This is a genomic window from Streptomyces sp. NPDC054883 (assembly GCF_053610645.1).
In genome coordinates this window covers 46,365-66,653 of the sequence record NZ_JBSGYT010000016.1, presented here as the reverse complement: position 1 = coordinate 66,653, position 20,289 = coordinate 46,365, and the positions used below count along the sequence as shown (strand labels likewise).

The 20,289-nt window shown below is 71.5% G+C and carries 21 protein-coding genes; 16 read left to right on the top strand and 5 right to left on the bottom strand.

Annotated features, from left to right (window positions below; all coding sequences use genetic code 11):
- Positions 1-59 precede the first annotated feature (59 nt).
- The 5 genes from argC to ACWGH1_RS14820 are packed head-to-tail and all read left to right on the top strand — an operon-like array spanning position 60 to position 5,021.
- A complete protein-coding gene (gene argC, locus ACWGH1_RS14840; protein ID WP_453354543.1) occupies positions 60-1,088 on the top strand; it encodes an N-acetyl-gamma-glutamyl-phosphate reductase in 1,029 nt (342 codons plus the stop codon).
- A gap of 37 nt (positions 1,089-1,125) precedes the next feature.
- Positions 1,126-2,289, top strand: coding sequence for a bifunctional glutamate N-acetyltransferase/amino-acid acetyltransferase ArgJ (gene argJ / locus ACWGH1_RS14835; RefSeq protein WP_453408695.1), 1,164 nt, complete (start codon positions 1,126-1,128; stop codon positions 2,287-2,289).
- Complete coding sequence (argB, locus tag ACWGH1_RS14830; RefSeq protein ID WP_453357501.1) at positions 2,286-3,224, top strand: acetylglutamate kinase; 939 nt, start codon at positions 2,286-2,288, stop codon at positions 3,222-3,224. The genes argJ and argB overlap by 4 nt, the downstream gene beginning before the upstream one ends.
- Complete coding sequence (locus ACWGH1_RS14825) at positions 3,221-4,450, top strand: acetylornithine transaminase (protein WP_453408694.1); 1,230 nt, start codon at positions 3,221-3,223, stop codon at positions 4,448-4,450. Before argB ends, ACWGH1_RS14825 begins: the two co-directional genes overlap by 4 nt.
- Positions 4,451-4,457: 7 nt before the next feature.
- Complete coding sequence (locus ACWGH1_RS14820; protein ID WP_453356007.1) at positions 4,458-5,021, top strand: arginine repressor; 564 nt, start codon at positions 4,458-4,460, stop codon at positions 5,019-5,021.
- Between the two features lie 2 nt (positions 5,022-5,023).
- Here ACWGH1_RS14820 and ACWGH1_RS14815 read toward each other — a convergent pair whose 3' ends face one another.
- On the bottom strand, positions 5,024-5,713 hold the full coding sequence (locus ACWGH1_RS14815; protein ID WP_453356008.1) for a L,D-transpeptidase family protein: 690 nt from the start codon (positions 5,711-5,713) through the stop codon (positions 5,024-5,026).
- Between the two features lie 166 nt (positions 5,714-5,879).
- Here ACWGH1_RS14815 and ACWGH1_RS14810 point away from each other — a divergent pair, with 166 nt between their 5' ends.
- A complete protein-coding gene (locus ACWGH1_RS14810) occupies positions 5,880-7,073 on the top strand; it encodes an argininosuccinate synthase (protein WP_453356009.1) in 1,194 nt (397 codons plus the stop codon).
- A 91-nt stretch (positions 7,074-7,164) separates the two neighbouring features.
- Entirely contained in the window at positions 7,165-8,592 is a 1,428-nt protein-coding gene (argH, locus tag ACWGH1_RS14805) for an argininosuccinate lyase (RefSeq protein WP_453356010.1), read from the top strand.
- Positions 8,593-8,648: 56 nt separating this feature from the next.
- Here the strand turns inward: argH and ACWGH1_RS14800 are convergent, their stop codons facing one another.
- On the bottom strand, positions 8,649-9,158 hold the full coding sequence (locus tag ACWGH1_RS14800) for a hypothetical protein (protein ID WP_453408710.1): 510 nt from the start codon (positions 9,156-9,158) through the stop codon (positions 8,649-8,651).
- Between the two features lie 96 nt (positions 9,159-9,254).
- Between ACWGH1_RS14800 and ACWGH1_RS14795 the strand changes: the two genes are divergently transcribed.
- From ACWGH1_RS14795 to ACWGH1_RS14785, 3 genes are all read left to right on the top strand, one after another.
- Entirely contained in the window at positions 9,255-9,806 is a 552-nt protein-coding gene (locus ACWGH1_RS14795) for a TetR/AcrR family transcriptional regulator (RefSeq protein ID WP_453355120.1), read from the top strand.
- Positions 9,803-11,347 (top strand): MFS transporter, encoded by a 1,545-nt coding sequence (locus ACWGH1_RS14790; RefSeq protein WP_453355119.1) that lies wholly within the window; start codon positions 9,803-9,805, stop codon positions 11,345-11,347. The genes ACWGH1_RS14795 and ACWGH1_RS14790 overlap by 4 nt, the downstream gene beginning before the upstream one ends.
- 73 nt (positions 11,348-11,420) lie before the next feature.
- Entirely contained in the window at positions 11,421-12,896 is a 1,476-nt protein-coding gene (locus ACWGH1_RS14785; RefSeq protein ID WP_453355121.1) for a membrane-associated oxidoreductase, read from the top strand.
- A 2-nt stretch (positions 12,897-12,898) separates the two neighbouring features.
- On the opposite strand, the gene ACWGH1_RS14780 is transcribed toward ACWGH1_RS14785, so the two are convergent.
- Positions 12,899-13,531 (bottom strand): lysophospholipid acyltransferase family protein, encoded by a 633-nt coding sequence (locus tag ACWGH1_RS14780; RefSeq protein ID WP_453355118.1) that lies wholly within the window; start codon positions 13,529-13,531, stop codon positions 12,899-12,901.
- A 297-nt stretch (positions 13,532-13,828) separates the two neighbouring features.
- Between ACWGH1_RS14780 and ACWGH1_RS14775 the strand changes: the two genes are divergently transcribed.
- The 3 genes from ACWGH1_RS14775 to ACWGH1_RS14765 all read left to right on the top strand — a co-directional run bounded on the left by ACWGH1_RS14775 (position 13,829) and on the right by ACWGH1_RS14765 (position 16,185).
- Complete coding sequence (locus tag ACWGH1_RS14775) at positions 13,829-14,992, top strand: glycerophosphodiester phosphodiesterase (RefSeq protein WP_453357740.1); 1,164 nt, start codon at positions 13,829-13,831, stop codon at positions 14,990-14,992.
- A gap of 100 nt (positions 14,993-15,092) precedes the next feature.
- Entirely contained in the window at positions 15,093-15,641 is a 549-nt protein-coding gene (locus ACWGH1_RS14770) for a sigma-70 family RNA polymerase sigma factor (RefSeq protein ID WP_453408693.1), read from the top strand.
- A gap of 37 nt (positions 15,642-15,678) precedes the next feature.
- Positions 15,679-16,185, top strand: a complete 507-nt coding sequence (locus ACWGH1_RS14765) for a GNAT family N-acetyltransferase (protein WP_453354605.1) — start codon at positions 15,679-15,681, stop codon at positions 16,183-16,185.
- Between the two features lie 24 nt (positions 16,186-16,209).
- On the opposite strand, the gene ACWGH1_RS14760 is transcribed toward ACWGH1_RS14765, so the two are convergent.
- A complete protein-coding gene (locus ACWGH1_RS14760) occupies positions 16,210-16,644 on the bottom strand; it encodes a hypothetical protein (RefSeq protein WP_453354607.1) in 435 nt (144 codons plus the stop codon).
- A gap of 1 nt (position 16,645) precedes the next feature.
- A complete protein-coding gene (locus ACWGH1_RS14755; protein ID WP_453354604.1) occupies positions 16,646-17,014 on the bottom strand; it encodes a hypothetical protein in 369 nt (122 codons plus the stop codon).
- Positions 17,015-17,466: 452 nt separating this feature from the next.
- Here ACWGH1_RS14755 and ACWGH1_RS14750 point away from each other — a divergent pair, with 452 nt between their 5' ends.
- The 3 genes from ACWGH1_RS14750 to ACWGH1_RS14740 all read left to right on the top strand — a co-directional run bounded on the left by ACWGH1_RS14750 (position 17,467) and on the right by ACWGH1_RS14740 (position 20,200).
- Complete coding sequence (locus ACWGH1_RS14750; RefSeq protein WP_453354606.1) at positions 17,467-18,546, top strand: methionine ABC transporter ATP-binding protein; 1,080 nt, start codon at positions 17,467-17,469, stop codon at positions 18,544-18,546.
- On the top strand, positions 18,543-19,211 hold the full coding sequence (locus tag ACWGH1_RS14745) for a methionine ABC transporter permease (protein ID WP_453354603.1): 669 nt from the start codon (positions 18,543-18,545) through the stop codon (positions 19,209-19,211). The genes ACWGH1_RS14750 and ACWGH1_RS14745 overlap by 4 nt, the downstream gene beginning before the upstream one ends.
- 125 nt (positions 19,212-19,336) lie before the next feature.
- Positions 19,337-20,200 (top strand): MetQ/NlpA family ABC transporter substrate-binding protein, encoded by an 864-nt coding sequence (locus ACWGH1_RS14740; protein WP_453354602.1) that lies wholly within the window; start codon positions 19,337-19,339, stop codon positions 20,198-20,200.
- Positions 20,201-20,289 lie beyond the last annotated feature (89 nt).

The window sequence follows — 20,289 nt, the reverse complement described above, 5'->3', positions numbered from 1 at the left end:
AAGGGCTTTGCATAAAAGTGCGGAGAACCGTATAGTCATGCCATCGAGGAGGAGGTCCGATGGTGGTACGTGTGGCGGTGGCCGGAGCGAGCGGGTACGCGGGCGGGGAAGTGCTGCGCCTGCTCCTCGCGCACCCCGAGGTGGAGATCGGCGCGCTGACCGGCAACACCAACGCCGGGCAGCTCCTCGGCGCGCTCCAGCCGCACCTCGTGCCCCTCGCCGGCCGGACGCTGGAGGCGACCACGCCCGCGGTACTGGCGGGGCACGATGTCGTGTTCCTCGCGCTGCCGCACGGCCAGTCCGCGGCCGTCGCCGCGCAGCTCGGCGACGACGTGCTCGTCGTCGACATGGGCGCCGACCACCGGCTCAAGGACTCCGCCGACTGGGACGCCTTCTACGGGGCGCCGCACGCCGGCACCTGGCCGTACGGACTCCCCGAACTCCCCGGCGCCCGCGCCGCCCTGGAGGGGGCCAAGCGCATCGCGGTCCCCGGCTGCTTCCCGACCGCCGTCTCCCTCGCCCTCTTCCCGGCGTACGCGGCCGGCCTCGCCGAGCCCGAAGCGGTGATCGTCGCCGCCACCGGCACCTCCGGCGCCGGCAAGGCGCTCAAGCCGCACCTGCTGGGCTCCGAGGTCATGGGCTCCGTCAGCCCGTACGGGGTGGGCGGCGGCCACCGGCACACCCCCGAGATGGTGCAGAACCTGAGCCCGCTCGCGGGAGAGCGGGTATCGGTCTCCTTCACCCCGACCCTGGTGCCCATGGCCCGGGGGATCCTCGCCACCTGCTCCGCGAAGGCCCTCCCCGGCACCACCGCCGACGCGGTGCGCGCCGCGTACGAGAAGGCGTACGCCGACGAGCCCTTCGTCCACCTCCTCCCCGAGGGGCAGTGGCCGGCCACCCAGTCCGTCCTAGGCTCCAACGCCGCGCAGATCCAGGTCGCGTACGACGCCTCCGCCCAGCGGATCATCGCGATCAGCGCCATCGACAACCTCACCAAGGGCACCGCCGGCGGCGCGGTGCAGAGCATGAACATCGCCCTCGGGCTGCCCGAGCAGCTCGGGCTCACCGCGGTCGGAGTCGCTCCGTGAGCGACGCCCCCGCAGCCACCACGAACAAGGAGATGCAGTGAGCGTCACGGCAGCACAGGGGTTCACCGCGGCGGGCATCGCCGCGGGAATCAAGGCGAACGGCAACCCGGACCTGGCCCTCGTGGTCAACAACGGGCCGCGTCTGGCCGCCGCGGGCGTCTTCACCTCCAACCGCGTCAAGGCCGCGCCCGTCCACTGGTCCGAGCAGGTCCTGCGCGGCGGCGCCGTCAGCGCGGTGGTCCTCAACTCCGGTGGCGCCAACGCCTGCACCGGCCCCAAGGGCTTCCAGGACACCCACGCCACCGCCGAACGCGTGGCCCGCGTACTCGGCGGGGAGCACAACGCCGGCGAGGTCGCCGTCGCCTCCACCGGGCTGATCGGCGTCCTGCTCCCCATGGACAAGCTGCTCCCGGGCGTCGACACGGCGGCGGCCGCCCTCTCCGCCGACGGCGGCGAGGCCGCCGCCATCGCCATCAAGACCACCGACACCGTCCACAAGACGGCCGTCGTCACCGCCGGGGACGGCGGCTGGACGGTCGGCGGCATGGCCAAGGGCGCGGGCATGCTCGCCCCGGGCCTCGCCACCATGCTCGTCGTCCTCACCACCGATGCCGACCTGGACAGCGCCACCCTCGACAAGGCGCTGCGCGCCGCCACCCGCACCACCTTCGACCGGGTCGACTCCGACGGCTGCATGTCCACCAACGACACGGTGCTGCTGCTGGCCTCCGGGGCCTCCGGCCAGGTGCCCGCGTACGCGGAGTTCGCGGAGGCCGTACGGACCGTGTGCGACGACCTCGCCCGCCAGCTGATCGGCGACGCCGAAGGCGCGAGCAAGGACATCCGCATCGAGGTCATCGGCGCGGCGAACGAGGACGACGCGGTCGAGGTCGGCCGGTCCATCGCCCGCAACAACCTCCTCAAGTGCGCCATCCACGGCGAGGACCCCAACTGGGGCCGGGTGCTCTCCGCGATCGGCACCACGAAGGCCTCCTTCGACCCCGACCGGCTGAACGTCGCCATCAACGGCGTCTGGGTCTGCAGGAACGGCAGCGTCGGCGAGGACCGCGACCTGGTCTCGATGAAGGACCGCGAGGTCCGCATCACCGCCGACCTGGCCACCGGTTCCGATGCCGCGGTCATCTGGGCCAACGACCTGACCGCCGAGTACGTCCACGAGAACAGCGCGTACAGCTCATGAGCGGCGACAAGGCCGGACAGCCCGGCGCCGGAACCGCGCGCAAGCACACCGCGCTGCCCAAGGCGCAGATCCTCATCGAGGCGCTGCCCTGGCTCACCCGGCACAACGGCAAGGTCGTCGTCATCAAGTTCGGCGGCAACGCCATGATCGACGAGGACCTGAAGGCGGCCTTCGCGCAGGACGTCGTCTTCCTGCGCCAGGCCGGCCTGAAGCCCGTCGTGGTGCACGGCGGTGGCCCCCAGATCAACGCCCAGCTCGACAAACAGGGCCTGGTCAGCGAGTTCAAGGCGGGCCTGCGCGTCACCACGCCCGAGGCGATGGACGTCGTACGGATGGTGCTGGCGGGTCAGGTCCAGCGCGAGCTGGTGGGGCTGCTCAACCAGCACGGGCCGCTCGCCGTCGGCATGACCGGCGAGGACGCCCACACCATCACCGCCACCAAGCACAGCCCGCAGATCGACGGCGAACGCGTCGACATCGGGCGGGTCGGCGAGATCACCGCCATCGACACCGGCGCGATCGAGGCCCTGCTGGCGGACGGCCGGATCCCGGTCATCTCCTCCATCGCGCGCAGCGCCGACGACCACCACGTGTACAACGTCAACGCCGACACGGCGGCCGCCGCGCTCGCCGCGGCGCTCGGTGCCGAGACGCTGATGGTCCTCACCGACGTCGAGGGCCTGTACGCGGACTGGCCCGACAGCGACGAGGTCATCAGCCGGCTGACGGTGAGCCAGCTGGAGAAGCTGCTGCCCGAGCTGTCGAGCGGCATGGTGCCCAAGATGGAGGGCTGCCTGCACGCCGTCCGCGGCGGGGTGAGCACCGCGCGCGTGATCGACGGGCGGGTCCCGCACTCGATCCTGCTGGAGATCTTCACGGACGAGGGCATCGGCACCATGGTCGTGCCCGACGCACAGGGAGGGGAACCCGAATGACCGGCACGACCGGCAACGAGCACTACGCGGCCCGCTGGCGGGGAGCGCTGACCGACAACTACGGCACCCCGGCACTGGCCCTCGTACGCGGCGAAGGCGCACAGGTCTGGGACGCGGACGGCAAGCAGTACACCGATTTCGTCGGCGGGATCGCCGTCAACGCCCTCGGACACGCGCACCCGGCGGTCGTCGCGGCGGTGACTGAGCAGGTCTCCACCCTCGGCCACGTCTCCAACCTGTACGCCTCCGAACCGGTGCTCGCGCTCGGCGAGCGGCTGCTCCAGCTCTTCGGCCGCCCCGGCCGCGTTTTCTTCTGCAACTCCGGCGCCGAGGCCGTCGAGGCCGCGTTCAAGATCGGCCGGCTGACCGGGCGCAGCCACATGGTGGCCGCCGACGGCGGCTTCCACGGGCGGACCATGGGTGCGCTCGCGCTCACCGGCCAGCCCAAGAAGCAGGACCCGTTCCTGCCGCTGCCCGGCGACGTCACCCACGTCCCCTACGGCGACGTGGAGGCCCTGCGGGCCGCCGTCACCGAGGAGACCGCGCTCGTGGTGATCGAGCCGATCCAGGGCGAGAACGGCGTCGTCGTACCCCCGGCCGGCTACCTGACGGCCGCCCGCGCGATCACCCGGGCCACCGGGACCCTGCTCGTCCTCGACGAGGTGCAGACCGGCATCGGGCGCTGCGGCCAGTGGTTCGAGCACCAGGCCCACGAGGGCGTGGAGCCCGACCTGGTCACGCTCGCGAAGGGGCTGGGCGGCGGGCTGCCGATCGGCGCGGTCGCCGCCTTCGGCCCGGCCGCCGACCTGCTCCGGCCCGGACAGCACGGCACCACTTTCGGCGGCAACCCGGTCGCCTGCGCAGCCGGACTCGCCGTGATCGACACCATCGCCGCCGACGGACTGCTGGAGCGGGTCAAGGCGCGGGGGGAGCGGCTGCGCTCCGGAATCGAGGGCACCGGGCACGAGCTGGTCTCCCATGTCCGTGGGGCAGGCCTTTTGCTGGGTATCGTGCTGACCGGGCCGCTCGCACCGCTGGTGCAGCAGGCGGCTCAGGACGCCGGCTTCCTGGTCAACGCGCCCGCCCCCGACGTCGTACGGCTCATGCCGCCGTTCGTACTGACCGAGGCCGAGGCGGACGCGTTCGTCCGGGCGCTGCCCGGCGTGCTCGACGCGGCCCAGGCCGCGTCCGACGAGGCCAACGGGGACGGACGAACCGGGGAATGAGACGACGATGAGTCAGGCGCAGGAACAAGAGCCCTGGGGTTCCCCCCAGACGGAGTCCGGGGGCGGCCCGTCCGTCCCGCAGACGCGCACCGCCCGCCACCGCCGGATCGTGGACATCCTCAACCGGCAGCCGGTCCGCTCGCAGAGCCAGCTGGCCAAACTGCTCGCCGACGACGGGCTGAGCGTCACCCAGGCGACGCTCTCCCGCGACCTCGACGAGCTGGGCGCGGTGAAGATCCGCAACACGGGTGGCGAGCTGATCTACGCGGTTCCCAGCGAGGGCGGCTTCCGCACCCCGCAGGCCCCGCTGGGCGAGTCGGCGAAGGAGGAGCGCATGCGGCGCCTTTCCGGGGAGCTGCTGATCTCGGCGGAGGCCTCCGCGAACCTCGTGGTCCTGCGCACCCCGCCGGGCGCGGCCCAGTTCCTGGCCTCGGCGATCGACCAGGCGGAACTCCGGTCGATCCTCGGCACCATCGCCGGCGACGACACCCTGATGCTGATCAGCCGGGACCCGGCGGGCGGCCAGGCCCTCGCGGACCACCTGCTGCGGCTGGCGCAGAAGGAAGGCTGACCCTAGTAGCGCGTCAGGGCCAGCGGCCCGGCCTCCGTGCCGACCACGATGTGCGGGTGCCTGCGCGGGTTCGCCCAGCGCAGGACCGCCCGCATGGCCCGTTCCGGGACGGACACGCAACCGGCCGTCGCGCCCTTGCCGTTGACGTGCAGGAAGATGCCCGCGCCGCGGCCGCGTACCGGCCGGTCGTAGTTGAAGCCGATGACCAGGGCGTGCGCGTACTGCTGCCCGTACCCGGCCAGGTGTTCCGCCTCGCCGGGTGCGCAGTCGGCCGGCAGCGGCTCCACCCAGCGGTTGTAGCTGCCCGAGGCGTTGTCCTGGCACCACCAGGAGCGGTCCGACACCCGGCGGTAGGGGTACTCCGTTCCCACCGGGGCGTGCGCGAGACCGAAGGCGTACGGGAGGTCGTACAGCCCGGCCGGGGTGGTGTTCGTCCCCTGGACCCGGCTGGCGCCCTCGGCCAGCCCGTTCGCCCCGAACCGCGCGGGCGCCCGCCCCTCCTCGTACCACCGGCCCGCGCGCCGGTCCCACCAGGACAGCCACCCGGCGGTGGAGTCCGCCGAGGGCGCGACGGCGACGACGAGCTGACTGCCCCCGCCGGTGTCGGCGAGGCGGGCGGGCAACGGCTCCGGGCGGTGGGGCAGCAGGCAGGCGGCCACCAGCGAGCCGGCGAGGAGAGCGGTACGCAGCACGCCCCAGACGCTACGTCCACCACCACGCCGCACACCGCAGACAGGCCGGTCCCTCACCCACCGGGCCCCGGCCGCCCGTGCCGCGGCGCAGACGGGATTGATTGACGAAACATACGGAGCAGTGCATAGTTATGCCTAACGCCGATCGCACCGTGAGGAGAAACCCGTGACCGAGCGCGTCGTACTCGCCTATTCGGGCGGCCTTGACACCTCCGTCGCCATCGGCTGGATCGCCGAGGAGACGGGGGCCGAGGTCATCGCCGTCGCCGTGGACGTCGGCCAGGGCGGCGAGGACCTCGACGTCATCCGCAAGCGCGCGCTCGCCTGCGGCGCCGTCGAGGCCGAGGTGGCGGACGCCAAGGACGAGTTCGCCGACGAGTACTGCCTCCCGGCGATCAAGGCGAACGCCCTCTACATGGACCGCTACCCGCTCGTCTCGGCGCTCTCCCGGCCCGCGATCGTCAAGCACCTCGTCGCCGCGGCCGAGAAGCACGGCGCGACGACCGTCGCCCACGGCTGCACCGGCAAGGGCAACGACCAGGTCCGCTTCGAGGCCGGCATCGCCGCCCTCGGCCCCGGCCTCAAGTGCATCGCCCCGGTCCGCGACTACGCCATGACGCGCGACAGGGCCATCGCCTTCTGCGAGCAGAAGGACCTCCCGATCGCGACCACCAGGAAGTCCCCGTACTCCATCGACCAGAACGTCTTCGGGCGCGCCGTCGAGACGGGGTTCCTGGAGGACATCTGGAACGCCCCGATCGAGGACATCTACGAGTACACCGCGAACCCGGCGACCCCGCGCGAGGCCGACGAGGTCGTCATCTCCTTCAAGGAGGGCGTCCCGGTCGCCATCGACGGCAGGCCCGTCACCGTGCTCCAGGCCGTCCAGCAGCTCAACCAGCGCGCGGGCGCCCAGGGCATCGGCCGGATCGACATGGTCGAGGACCGCCTCGTCGGCATCAAGTCCCGTGAGGTGTACGAGGCTCCGGGCGCGATCGCCCTGATCACCGCCCATCAGGAGCTGGAGAACGTCACCGTCGAACGCGAGCTGGCCCGCTACAAGCGGCAGGTCGAGCAGCGCTGGGGCGAGCTGGTCTACGACGGCCTGTGGTTCTCCCCGCTCAAGCGCGCCCTGGACGGCTTCATCAACGAGGCCAACCAGCACGTCACCGGTGCCATCCGGATGACGCTGCACGGCGGCCGGGCCGTCGTCACCGGCCGCAAGTCGGACGAGTCGCTGTACGACTTCAACCTGGCGACCTACGACTCGGGCGACACCTTCGACCAGTCGAAGGCCCAGGGCTTCATCGAGATCTTCGGCCTGTCGTCGAAGATCGCCGCGCGCCGCGACCTCGGCTGAGCCGAGTCGTTCCACGCAGTACGAAGGCCGGCTCCCCGTTACCTCCGCGACAGGCAGCCGGTCGTACCCCCACTCTTGAGGAGCAGTAGCTGTGAGCAGCAACAACGGTGACGTCCGGCTCTGGGGCGGCCGGTTCGCCGACGGTCCGGCCGAGGCCCTGGCCAAGCTGTCCGCGTCCGTCCACTTCGACTGGCGCCTCGCGCCGTACGACATCGCCGGCTCCCGCGCCCACGCGCGGGTGCTCGCCAAAGCGGGCCTGCTCACCGCCGACGAGCTCGACCGCATGATCGCCGGCCTGGACCGGCTCGAAGCCGATGTCGCCGACGGCTCCTTCACCGGCACCATCGCCGACGAGGACGTGCACACCGCCCTGGAGCGCGGCCTGCTGGAGCGGCTCGGCGCCGACCTCGGCGGCAAGCTGCGGGCCGGCCGGTCCCGCAACGACCAGGTGGCCACCCTCTTCCGGATGTACCTGCGCGACCACGCGCGGATCATCGGCGGCCTGCTCGCCGACCTCCAGGACGCGCTGGTCGGGCTCGCCGAGGCGCACGCCGACGTGGCCATGCCGGGCCGCACGCACCTCCAGCACGCCCAGCCGGTGCTGTTCGCCCACCACGTACTGGCCCACGTGCAGTCCCTGTCCCGGGACGCGGAGCGGCTGCGCCAGTGGGACACCCGCACCGCGGTCTCCCCGTACGGCTCCGGGGCCCTGGCCGGCTCCTCGCTGGGCCTGGACCCGGAGGCGGTCGCCGCGGACCTGGGCTTCGAGCGCGGTTCGGTCGGCAACTCCATCGACGGCACGGCCTCCCGCGACTTCGTCGCCGAGTTCGCCTTCATCACCGCGATGACCGGGATCAACCTGTCCCGGATCGCGGAGGAGATCATCATCTGGAACACGAAGGAGTTCTCCTTCGTGACGCTGCACGACGCCTTCTCCACCGGGTCGTCGATCATGCCGCAGAAGAAGAACCCGGACATCGCGGAGCTGGCGCGCGGCAAGTCCGGCCGCCTCATCGGCAACCTGACCGGCCTGCTGGCCACCCTCAAGGCGCTCCCGCTCGCGTACAACCGCGACCTCCAGGAGGACAAGGAGCCGGTGTTCGACTCCTGCGACACCCTCGAGGTCCTGCTGCCCGCCTTCACCGGCATGATGGCGACGCTCACGGTCAACCGCGAGCGGATGGAGGAGCTGGCCCCGGCGGGCTTCTCGCTCGCGACGGACATCGCGGAATGGCTGGTCAAGCAGGGCGTGCCGTTCCGGGTCGCGCACGAGGTGGCCGGCGAGTGCGTCAAGGAGTGCGAGGCGCTCGGCATCGAGCTGGACGGGCTCACGGACGAGCAGTTCTCGAAGATCTCGGAGCACCTGACGCCGGAGGTCCGTTCGGTCCTCAACGTCAAGGGCGCCCTCGCCTCCCGCAACGGCCGCGGCGGCACCGCGCCGTCGGCGGTGGCCACCCAGCTGACCGAGCTCAAGGCGGACCTGGTCATCCAGCACGCCTGGGCCGCGCACAAGCAGTAACCGCGTCACCCCCGGGAGGGCGGTCGGAGCACCCGCTCCGACCGCCCTCCCGTCGGCTACGCCGCCCAGGCCGCGAGCGCGTCGAAGTCCGCCCGGTCCAGCCCGGCCCGCCCGTCTATCCGCATCAGCAGCGTCCGCGCGGGGTGGCGCCGGCCGACGTACTCCCGGTCCAGGGCCGTGATGTCGTCGTCGATCCACGCGAAGGGCCGGCGGCCGGCGTACTCCAGGACGTACTGCGTCTTCCAGAAGGTGCCGAGCGGCGCCCGCCCGTGCATCTGCGGCCAGTCGACGAACGGCAGCCGGGGCAGCCCCAGCCGCGGCCCGATCCAGTCGTTGGCCTCGTCCTTCCAGGTCGTCGCCCAGACCAGCTCGTACGCGTCGGCCAGCGCGAGCAGCTCCGCCCCGTGACCGTGGTTCAGCCACACCCGCAGCGGCTTGCGGCTCTCGGCCTCCGTCCAACCCGTCGGGCGCATCCGGTGGGTGGTGTAGCCCTCCGGGCGGAGCTGCGGCTTGGCCGCGCAGGGGTTCAGCGGTCCGTCGACATCGATCAACGGCAGGGGCTTCAGCGGTTCCATCTCGGCAGGATTTTCAGGGGTGCCGCCACGGCAGCCCGTTTCTCGTTCCGTGAGACATCAATGTCTCATTTGGTGTATCGTTGTCTCATGGCCATGAATCGTGACCAGGTGCTCCGCGACGCGGCCGCCCTGCTTTCCCGGAAATCGACCGCGACGATGGACGAGGTCGCCCGCGCCGCCGGCATCGGCCGTGCAACCCTCCACCGGCACTTCGCCGGGCGCGACGCCCTCGTACGGGCCCTGGAGGAAATGGGCATCCGCGAGTTCGAGGTGGCGTTCGACAACGCCCGCCTCGGCGAGGGCACGGCCGTCGAGGCGCTCAGGCGCCTCGTCGGGGAGACCGAACCCAATGCCCAGCTGCTGGCCTTCCTCGTCACCGAGAACCAGCTCTTCGAGGGCGATCAGGTCCACGAGGGGTGGTCCCGGCTCGACGCCCGCGTCAGCGCCCTGTTCCGGCGCGGCCAGGACGAGGGCACGATCCGGATCGACCTGAGCCCCGCCTGGCTCACCGAGGCCCTCTACGGCCTCATCGGCACCTGCGCCTGGGCCGTCATGGACGGCCGGGTCGCGGCCAAGGACTTCCAGTACATGATCATCGAGCTGTTGCTCGGTGGCGCACGACGGAGTGTGGAGAAATGACCCGTACCGAACAGCTCACACGGCAGAAGGGGACGGAGGCGAAGAGCGGCGGCCGGTGGCTCGCGCTCTCCGTGCTCGTCCTGGCCGTCCTGCTGGTCGCGGTCGACGCCACCGTACTCGGCCTCGCCACCCCGTCCCTCAGCGAGGACCTCAAGCCGTCCGGCACCCAGCTGCTGTGGATCGGCGACATCTACTCCTTCGTCATCGCCGGTCTGCTCGTCTCCATGGGCTCGCTCGGCGACCGGATCGGCCGCAAGAAGCTGCTCCTCATAGGCGCCACCGCCTTCGGCGCCGTCTCCGTGCTGAACGCCTGCGCGACCAGCCCCGAGATGATGATCGCCGCCCGGGCGCTGCTCGGCGTGGCCGGCGCGACCCTGATGCCGTCCACCCTCGCGCTGATCCGCAACATCTTCCACGACCCGCGCGAGCGCAGCCTGGCCATCGGCATCTGGGGCGCCACCGCATCGGCGGGCGCCGCCGTCGGGCCCGTCGTCGGCGGAGCGCTGCTCCAGCACTTCTACTGGGGTTCGGTCTTCCTCATCAACCTGCCCGTGATGGCCGTGCTGGTCATCGTCGGCATCAAGCTGCTGCCGGAGTCGAAGAACCCCGTCGCCGGTCCCTGGGACCTGCCCAGCGTCGGCCTCTCGCTCGTCGGCGTCATCGGTGTGGTCTACGCCGTCAAGGAAGCCGCCACCCACGGCCTCACCTGGGAGGTCGCCACCGCCGCCGTTCTCGGCGCCGGCGCCCTGTACGCCTTCGTCCGGCGCCAGTTCGCGCTGAGCGCGCCGCTGCTCGACATGCGGCTGTTCAAGCACCGGGGCTTCTCCGGCGCGGTCCTCGCCGACCTGCTCACCGTGTTCGGGCTGTCCGGACTCGTCTTCTTCCTCTCCCAGTTCCTCCAGCTCGTCCAGGGACGCGACCCGCTGGAGGCCGGTCTGGCCGAACTGCCCGCCGCCATCGGCGCCGTGGCCACCGGACTGCTCGCCGGCCGCTACGCCCGCAGGTACTCGGTCCGGGTGATCGTCAGCGGCGGCCTCGCCGCCATCGGCCTGGCCCTGGGCGCGCTCACGCTGCTCCACAAGGAGAGCGGCTACCCCCTGCTCGGCGCGGCCCTGCTCGTCGTCGGACTCGGCGCCGGTTTCTCCTTCACCGTCACCGCCGACGTGATCCTCTCCAGCGTGCCCAAGGAGCAGGCCGGTTCGGCGTCGGCGGTGTCCGAGACCGCCTACGAGCTGGGCGCCGCGCTCGGCATCGCCCTGCTCGGGTCCATCGTGACCGGCGTCTACCAGAGCTTCGCCGCCCCGGACTCGGTCCCCGCGCCGGTCGCCGGCGCGGCGCACGAATCGCTGGGCGGCGCCGTCGAGGCGGGCCGGCCGCTGGACCCGGAGACCGCCCAGGCGATGGTCAGCGCGGCCCAGGACGCCTTCGTGGACGGGCTGCGGTTCGCCTCCGGCGTCGGCGCGGCAGTCCTGCTGGCCACCGCCGCGGCCGCCTGGTTCCTGCTGCGCGGCCAGGAGCTCCAGGACGGCGTCGAGCACTGAGCCACACCAAGACGGCCCGTTCCGGCCAGAGTTGACACTCCGTCCACCCACCGGACACCATCCGGCGGTGGAGATCGAGATCAACGGCCTGACGCCCGCCGAACGCCGCGTGTGGGACGCCTTCCCGCGCGGCGCGGGCGTCGACTTCCGCGAAGAACCCGGGGACAGCTCCGTCGACGGGGCCGGGTGGGGGCCGGAGCGCACCGTCCGCGCCGAGGTGCTCCGGGCCCTCCTGCTCGGCGCCGGTCCGGCCGAGGCGGGCCAGGTCGCCGGGCTCAAGGTCAAGGGCGCCCGGATCATCGGCAAACTCGACCTCAGGTACGCCGTCGTCGACCACCCGATCCGGCTGCGGGACTGCTGGTTCGAGCGCAAACCGCTCCTGTACGGAGCCCAGTTGAAGGCGCTCGTCCTCGGCTACTCGACGCTGCCCGGCCTGACCGCCGCCACCGTGCGCGTCGAGGTGGTCCTGCGGCTGTCCTGCTGCCGGATCACCGGGCCCGTCCGCCTCCAGGGCGCCCGGATCGTCGGCGGCATCTTCCTCCAGGGAGCCGTGATCGAACCGGTCCCCGGGGCGGAGGCGGGCGAGGCCGCGCTCCAGCTCAACCACGCCGAGATCGGCACCGACATCATCGCCAACGACCTGACCGTCCACGGCCAATTCCGCCTGAACGGCGCCACCGTGGGCGGACAGGTCCAGCTCGACGGCGCCCGCCTGCTCGCCCCCGGCGCGATAGCCCTGCACGCCGAGACGCTGACCGTCGGCACCGACCTGCGCGCCCACCGGCTGCACGCCCGCGGCATGGTCAACCTCACCGGATCCCGCATCCCCGGGCAGGCCAACCTCACCCGCAGCGACCTCGGTAACCCCGGCGGCACCGCCCTGCGGGCCTCCAGTTGCTCCATCGGCGAGCTGTGGCTGCGCGGGTGCCCGCCGATCCAGGGCAACGTGAACCTGCGCCGGTCCACCCTCGACATGCTCCACATAGAGCCGCGGAGCTGGCCCGAGCGGATCGCCGTGGACGGCCTGACCTACCGCACCCTGGCCCCGCACCTGCCCGCCGAGCAGCGGCTGCCCGCGCTGGAGCGCGAGGAGTCCGGGTACCTCCCGTACGCCTACGAGCAGCTCGCCGCGGCCTGCCGGACGGCCGGGGACGAGGAGGCGGCCCGGACCGTCCAGCTCGCCAAGCTCCGCAGGCACCGCAGCACGCTGCCCAGGCACGCCAGGCTCTGGGGACTGCTCCAGGACGCCACCGTCGGCTACGGGTTCCGCCCGCTGCGCGCGGCGGGCTGGCTGCTGGCGCTGCTGGTGACGGGCTCGCTCGCGTACGCCCTGCACCATCCGCGGCCGCTCAAACCGGGGGAGGCGCCCGACTTCAATCCGGTCTTCTACACCATCGACCTGATGCTGCCGATCATCGGCTTCGGGCAGGAGGAGGCCTTCGCGCCGGGCGGCTGGTACCAGTGGCTGTCGTACCTGCTGATCGTGACCGGCTGGGTCCTCGCCACCACCACCGCGGCGGGCGTCAGCCGGTCACTTCGACGGCAGTAGTACTAGGCGGCTTCCTTGAACTTGGTGGCGTACATGTCCACGTACTCCTGGCCCGACAGCCGCATGACCTCGGCCATCACCGAGTCGGTGACGGCGCGCAGCACGTAGCGGTCGCGGTCCATGCCCTCGTAGCGGGAGAACTCCATCGGCTCGCCGAAGCGGATGGTGACCCGGCCCGGGCGGGGCATGCCCTTGCCGCCGGGCTGGAGCTTGTCCGTGCCGATCACCGCGAACGGCACCACGGGCGCGCCCGTCATCAGGGTGAGGCGGGCGATGCCGGTGCGGCCGCGGTAGAGCCGGCCGTCGGGGGAGCGGGTGCCCTCCGGGTAGATGCCGAAGATCTTGCCCTCTTCGAGGATGCGGCGGCCGGTCATCAGGGCCGCGACTCCGCCGTTCGCGCCGTCCCGGTCGACGGGGATCATGCCGGAGCCGGTGAAGAACCACGCCATCAGCCGGCCCTTGAGGCCCTTGCCCGTCACGTACTCGTCCTTGCCGATGAAGTGGACCGTGCGGTCGCAGACGAGCGGCAGGATCATCGAGTCGATGAAGGTGAGGTGATTGCCCGCGAGGATCACCGGACCGGTGCCCGGGATGTTCTCGACGCCCTCCACCCGGGTGCGGAACATGAGCCGCATGACCGGTCCTACGGTGGCCTTGATGAACGCGGTACGGAACAACGTGAGCCCTCCGGCTTCGAAAAGCGGCTTCGCACCACACGGTGGTAGTGCAGGTGAGGACGATACTCGCGGGTCATCACTGATCGCACATCGGGTTCACGTGTCGGATACCCATTGTTGACGCGTGTTTGCGCCAAGTTCCGCCCGGGCACCCCTGCCCGCCACCCCCGGCTGCCTACCATCGGCGGGCCGGTCCGGCCGTCTGACCTGGAGGTTCCGGGGCGGGCGACCCCTCAGACACAGGGAGTGACACTCATGGCGCAGGGTGGGGCAGCACGGCGTACGGTCCTGGGGGCCGCGGTTCTCGCGGCGGGGACCGGGATCACCGGACTGGCGGCGGGCCCGGCCGCCGCGGCGGCCGCGGGCGGCGGCCACGAGGGCGGCTACCGGGACCTCCCGGTGCCGCTGATCGTCGGTCACCGCGGTTCCAGCGGCTACCGCCCCGAGCACACCCTGGGCTCGTACCAACTGGCGCTCGACCTCGGCGCCGACGTCATCGAGCAGGACCTGGTCCCCACCAAGGACGGCCATCTGGTGTGCCGTCACGAAAACGAGATCGGCGGCACCACCGACGTCGCCGACCACCCCGCGTTCGCCTCCCGGCGGACCACCAAGTCCGTCGACGGGGTCTCCGTCACCGGCTGGTTCACCGAGGACTTCACCCTCGCCGAGCTCAAGACCCTGCGGGCGAAGGAACGCATCCCGGCCGTACGCCAGCGCAACACGCTCTACGACGGCCGCTGGGACGTGCCGACCTTCGAGGAGGTGCTGCGCTGGGCCGACCAGGAGGGCCGGCGGCGCGGCAAGCGGGTCTGGCTGCACGTCGAGACCAAGCACCCCAGTTACTTCCGGGCACTGGGCCTCGGCCTGGAGGAGCCCCTCGCGAAGCTGCTGCGCCGTTACGGCCGCGACCGGAAGAACGCGCCGCTGTTCCTCCAGTCCTTCGAGCCGTCCAGCATCCAGCGCCTCTCCCGGCTGGTCTCCGCGCCCCGCGTGGTGCTGCTCGGGGCGGCGAACACCCGCCCCTGGGACTTCGAACTGGCCGGGGACCCCCGCACCGTCGCCGACCTCGTCACACCCGGGGGCCTCAAGTGGATCGCCGGCTTCGCCCAGGGCATCGGCCCCACCCTCGACCTGATCGTGCCGCGCGGGGCCGACGGCAAGCTGGGCACGCCGACCACCCTGGTGCGCGACGCGCACGCGCAGCGGCTGGTCCTGCACCCCTACACCGCGCGCAACGAGAACAGCTTCCTGCCGGCCGAGTACCGCAAGGGCACCGATCCGGCCGCCTACGGGGACGCCTTCGGCGCCTTCCGCAGGTACTTCGAGCTCGGCATCGACGGCATCTTCACCGACAACCCGGACACCGGGCTGCTGGCGGCCGAGGCCTTCCGGCCGGGCCGGCGCCCCCGGCCGTAGCGCCGGACGGCCGGCGTCAACGGCCGGGCGGAGTTACTCGTACGAGTGTGCTGTGCCCGGCGGGGAAACCGCCGGGCACAGGCCCCGCGTCCCGCCCGGCATGGACGCGATGAAGGACACCGACCTGCTGGACGAGCTGGGGCCGCTGCTTTCCGCCGAGGCCGCCGCGGAGGCCCCCGCCGCCGGGGTGGACGCCGCCGACCTGGAGCAAGCCGTCTGGGTCAGGCTGCTGGAACGCGGGCCCGCCGCCCCGGGACCGGCGGGGGCCGCGGGCGAGGCCTCCGCCGAGCGGGCCCGCTGGCTGCGCCGGGCGGTGCGCGCCGAGGCCCGCCGGGCCCGCCGCCGGGCCCTGCGCGAAGTGCCCTACGGGGCCCGGCCCGGCTGCGCCGGCGCCGATCCCGAGGACGCGCTGCTGCACGGGGAGCAGCGGCGGGTCCTTCGATCGGCCGTCGCCCGGTTGCCCGGACGCTGTCCGGAACTCATAGGGGCACTTCTTTCGCCGAGGGACCTCACATACCGTGAAATCGCAGGAGAGTTGGGTATCTCACAAGGAAGTTTGGGGCCTGTGCGTTCCCGTTGCCTGGGATGTCTGCGCAGAATGCTGGCTGCAGAGGTTGCGGCTCCACGCCTTCGGGGAATGGAGCGGTAGACCAACGGGCTACCAGGTGAGCTGGAGGCATGCGCACATGGGTATGAGCGTGACCATTTCGGCGGCGGTCGCCGAGGACGTCGAGCAGATCTTCAAGCTCCAGTACCTGGCGTTCCAGCGCGAGGCCGAGCTCTACGGCAACTACCGCATCCAGCCGCTCACCCAGACCCTCGACTCCCTCAAGTCGGAGCTCGAGACCGACACCGTGCTCGTGGCCCGGCTCGGCGACGAGGTCGTCGGCACGGTGCGCGGCAACGTCGACGCGGACGGCACCGGCAAGATCGCCAAGCTGTGCGTCCACCCCCGGCTCCAGGGCCACGGGCTCGGCGCCCGGCTGCTGCGCGCGGTGGAAGAGGCCCTCACGGGCCACAGCGGCACCAGCCGGTTCCGGCTGCACACCGGCCACAAGAGCGAGTCCAACCTGCGGCTCTACCGCAAGGCGGGCTACGTCCGGGTCGGCGACCGGACCGCCTCCGACGGGGTGCACCTCGTCATCCTGGAGAAGGAAGCGAAGGACGCGTCCGACTTCGCGGTCAGCGCCTGAGCCCGCGTCAGAACCGTCCGCGGCTCAGCGTTTGGCGCGCAGCCAGAGCATCCCGGTGACCGGCAGGATCACCGGGATGAACAGGTAGCCCATACCGAACTGCGACCACACGGTCGTGTCCGGGAAGGCCTCGGGCCGCACGAGGGTCCAGGTCCCGACGACGAGCACACCGGTCAGCTCGGCGGCGCAGCACAAGCGCGCCGCCTTGCGGGCGCCCTCGCCGCCCCGCACCAGCGAGTACGTGATGAAGACGTACACGAGCGCGGCCACCGCGGACAGCGAGTACGGCAGCGGCGCCCGGTCGAACTCGGTGGAGATCTGGTAGGCCGAGCGCGACACCGCGCCCACCGTGATCACCCCGTACAGCCAGACCAGCAGCAGCCCCGGCCCGGAGACCAGCCGCTCGCGTCCCACGGGCGCCCCGGCGGTGTCGGCCGCGGCGGAATCGGTGTCGGGCAGATCAGGCACCGGCGGTTCCCCAGATGTCGTAGAGGCGTACTTCGAGGACGGCGAGGACGACCGCACCCGCCGCCACCGTGACCGAACCCCACTTGGTGCGTTCGGAGAGCGAGAGCAGTCCGGCCGCCGGGACCGCCGCGAAGGCACCGAGCAGGTAGGCCACGAACAGCACCGTGCCCTGCTCCGGCTTCTCGCCCGAGCCCAGCTTGACCAGGCCGACCACCAGCTGGGCGAGGACCAGGACGGTCACCACGGCCATGCCGATGAAGTGCCAGTCCTTGGTCGGCTGGTTCCGCAGCGCGGCGAAACCGCACCAGGCGGCGAGGGCGAGTGCGGCCGCGCCGAGGGCGGCCGTCAGGGCGTCGAGCATGCAGCGAGGGTATTACGGGGCGGAAGATCCGCCGCGCGCGCCCCTGGAGGGCCCGGCGCCCGCTCTGCGTCGGCCCCCGCAGCCGTCCGGCATGCGAACCAAAAGCGTCCGGTATGCGGACAGCGTTGAACGCTGAGCCGAGAGGTCTGCTTTACTGAGCCCATGACCACGACGAGCAGCCGCACCCTTGCGACCGAGGCGACGATGACGCCCGGTGCTCGTTGTATGTGTCGAATGTGCGCCTTCTGAGGGCCCCTTCCCCGCAGTCTCGCGCCCCGAAGCGAGACCGGCCGAGCCCCGTGGACACCACCGTGTGACACCCGGAAACGCTCCCGCCCCGCGCACGCGTCCGCCTCACCCCTTCGTGACGGTGTGACCCGTATCGCGTGCCAGATGTTTGCCCCGTGCCCGGCACCCCGCTGCGCCGCGCACTCGACAGCGACGGAAATCCTGTGATCACCACATCGGGCCTCACGAAGGTCTACAAGTCCCGTGGCCGCGAGGTCACCGCCCTGGACGGCGTCGACCTCCACGTACGGGAGGGCGAGGTCTACGGAGTCATCGGCCAGAGCGGCGCCGGCAAGTCCTCCCTCATCCGCTGCGTCAACCTGCTGGAACGCCCCACCAGCGGCACGGTCACCGTCGACGGCGTCGACCTCACCGCGCTCGGCGGCCGCGGCCGCCGGGCCGGCAAGGAGCTGCGCCAGGCCCGCAGCCGCATCGGCATGGTCTTCCAGCACTTCAACCTGCTGTCCTCGCGCACCGTCCAGGGCAACATCGAGCTGCCCCTGGAGATCCTCGGCGTCTCCGGCCGCGAGCGCTCCCGCAAGGCCGCCGAACTGCTCGACCTCGTCGGCCTCGCCGACAAGGCCAAGGCGTACCCCGGTCAGCTCTCCGGCGGCCAGAAGCAGCGCGTCGGCATCGCCCGCGCCCTGGCCGGCGACCCCAAGGTGCTGCTCTCCGACGAGGCCACCAGTGCCCTCGACCCCGAGACCACGCGCTCCATCCTCCAGCTGCTGCGCGACCTCAACCGCCAGCTCGGCCTGACCGTGCTGCTCATCACGCACGAGATGGACGTGGTCAAGGCCGTCTGCGACTCCGCCGCGCTGATGAAGGGCGGCCGGGTCATCGAGTCCGGCACCGTCTCCGAACTGCTGGCCACCCCCGGTTCCGAACTCGCCGGTGAGCTCTTCCCCGTCAGCGGCGCCGCCACCGGCCCCGACCGCACGGTCATCGACGTCACCTTCCACGGTGAAGCAGCGACCCAGCCGGTCGTCTCCCAGCTCGCCCGGACGTACAACATCGACATCTCGATCCTGGGCGCGGCGATGGACACCGTCGCCGGCAGGCAGATCGGCCGGATGCGCATCGAGTTGCCCGGCCGCTACGAGGACAACGTGGTCCCGGTCGGCTTCCTGCGGGAGCAGGGCCTCCAGGTCGAGGTGGTCGAAGACCAGGCCGACGTGGAGCAGGACGTGGACGTGATCGCTGACGCGGAGCTCGCCGAGCTCGTCAAGGACGGTGCCAAGTGACCTGGTCCGAAATGCAGCCCCTGCTCACCCAGGGCACCTACGACACCCTCTACATGGTGCTGTGGTCGACGCTGGTCACCGTCGCCGGCGGACTGCCCATCGGCATCCTCCTCGTCCTCACCGACCGCGGCGGCCTGCTCCGCAACCAGCCGCTCAACAAGGCGCTCGGCGTGGTCGTGAACATCGGCCGCTCGCTGCCGTTCATCATCCTGCTGATCGCCCTGATCCCCGTCACCACCGCCGTGGTCGGCACCTTCATCGGCCCCACCGCCATGATCGTCCCGCTCGCCATCGGCGCCGTCCCCTTCTTCGCCCGGCTCGTCGAGACGGCCGTGCGCGAGGTGGACCCCGGTCTCGTCGAAGCCGTCGAGTCCATGGGCGGCGGTGTGCCGACCCTGGTCGGCAAGGTGCTGCTGCCGCAGGCCCTGCCCTCCCTGATCGCCGGCGTCACCACGACCGTCATCACCCTGGTCGGCTACTCGGCCATGGCGGGCGCGGTCGGCGGCGAAGGACTCGGCTCCAAGGCCATCACGTACGGCTTCCAGCGCTTCGAGACCGGCTTCATGGTCGCAACCGTCGTCGTGCTGATCGCACTCGTCACCGTCATCCAGCTGATCGGCGACGGCGTCGTACGCGTCCTCGCCCGCCGCGGCCGCAGCGCCTGACCCGGCGCCGGACCGCCAGGACTTCCCACCCCCCAGAAAGCCCGCACTTGTCGTGCTTGGGCCACCACCCGCGAGAACCGCGCGAGACCCGCGCGGGACCCGCACCGCAATGAAAGGCACTCTTCGTGCGTAAGAACTTCAAGCTCACCGCCTTCGCCGCCGCCTCCGCCGCGCTCGCCCTCGGCCTCACGGCCTGCGGCAGCTCCTCGGACCCGTCCTCCGCCAAGGGCGACGGCGGCAAGGCCGACGAGAGCAAGCCGCTCGTCATCGCGGCCTCCCCGAGCCCCCATGCCGACATCCTGAACTTCGTCAAGGACAAGCTGGCGGCCAAGGAAGGGCTCAAGCTGGAGGTGAAGGAGTTCACCGACTACGTCCTGCCCAACACCGCCACCGAGCAGGGCCAGGTCGACGGCAACTACTTCCAGCACAAGCCGTACCTCGACGACTTCAACAAGAAGAACGGCACCCACATCGTGCCCGTCGTGAACGTTCACCTGGAGCCCCTCGGCCTCTACTCCAAGAAGGTCAAGGCCGTCGGTGACATCAAGGCCGGCCAGACGATCGCCGTCCCCAACGACACCACCAACGAGGGCCGCGCGCTCCAGCTGCTCGCCGCCAACAACCTGATCACCCTCAAGGAAAGTGTCGGCACCGGCGCCAAGCTGTCCGACATCACCGACAAGAAGGGCCTGGAGTTCAAGGAGCTGGAGGCCGCCACGGTCCCGCGCGCCCTGAACGACGTGGACGCCGCCGTCATCAACGGCAACTACGCGCTGGAAGCCAAGCTCGAGCCCGCCAAGGACGCGCTGATCCTGGAGAAGGCCGACGGCAACCCCTACGCCAACTTCCTGGCGGTCAAGGACGGCAACCAGGACGACCCGCGCGTCCAGAAGCTCGCCAAGCTCCTGAACTCCGACGAGGTCAAGAAGTTCATCGAGGACAAGTACCAGGGCTCGGTCACCCCGGCCTTCGGCACCCCCAAGGCCTGACCCGCCAGGGCATTCGGCCCCGCCGGCCCCCCCGGGCGGGCGGGGCCGGCGCCTGCCCGCATCCGGGCAGCCCGGCCCTGCACATCACC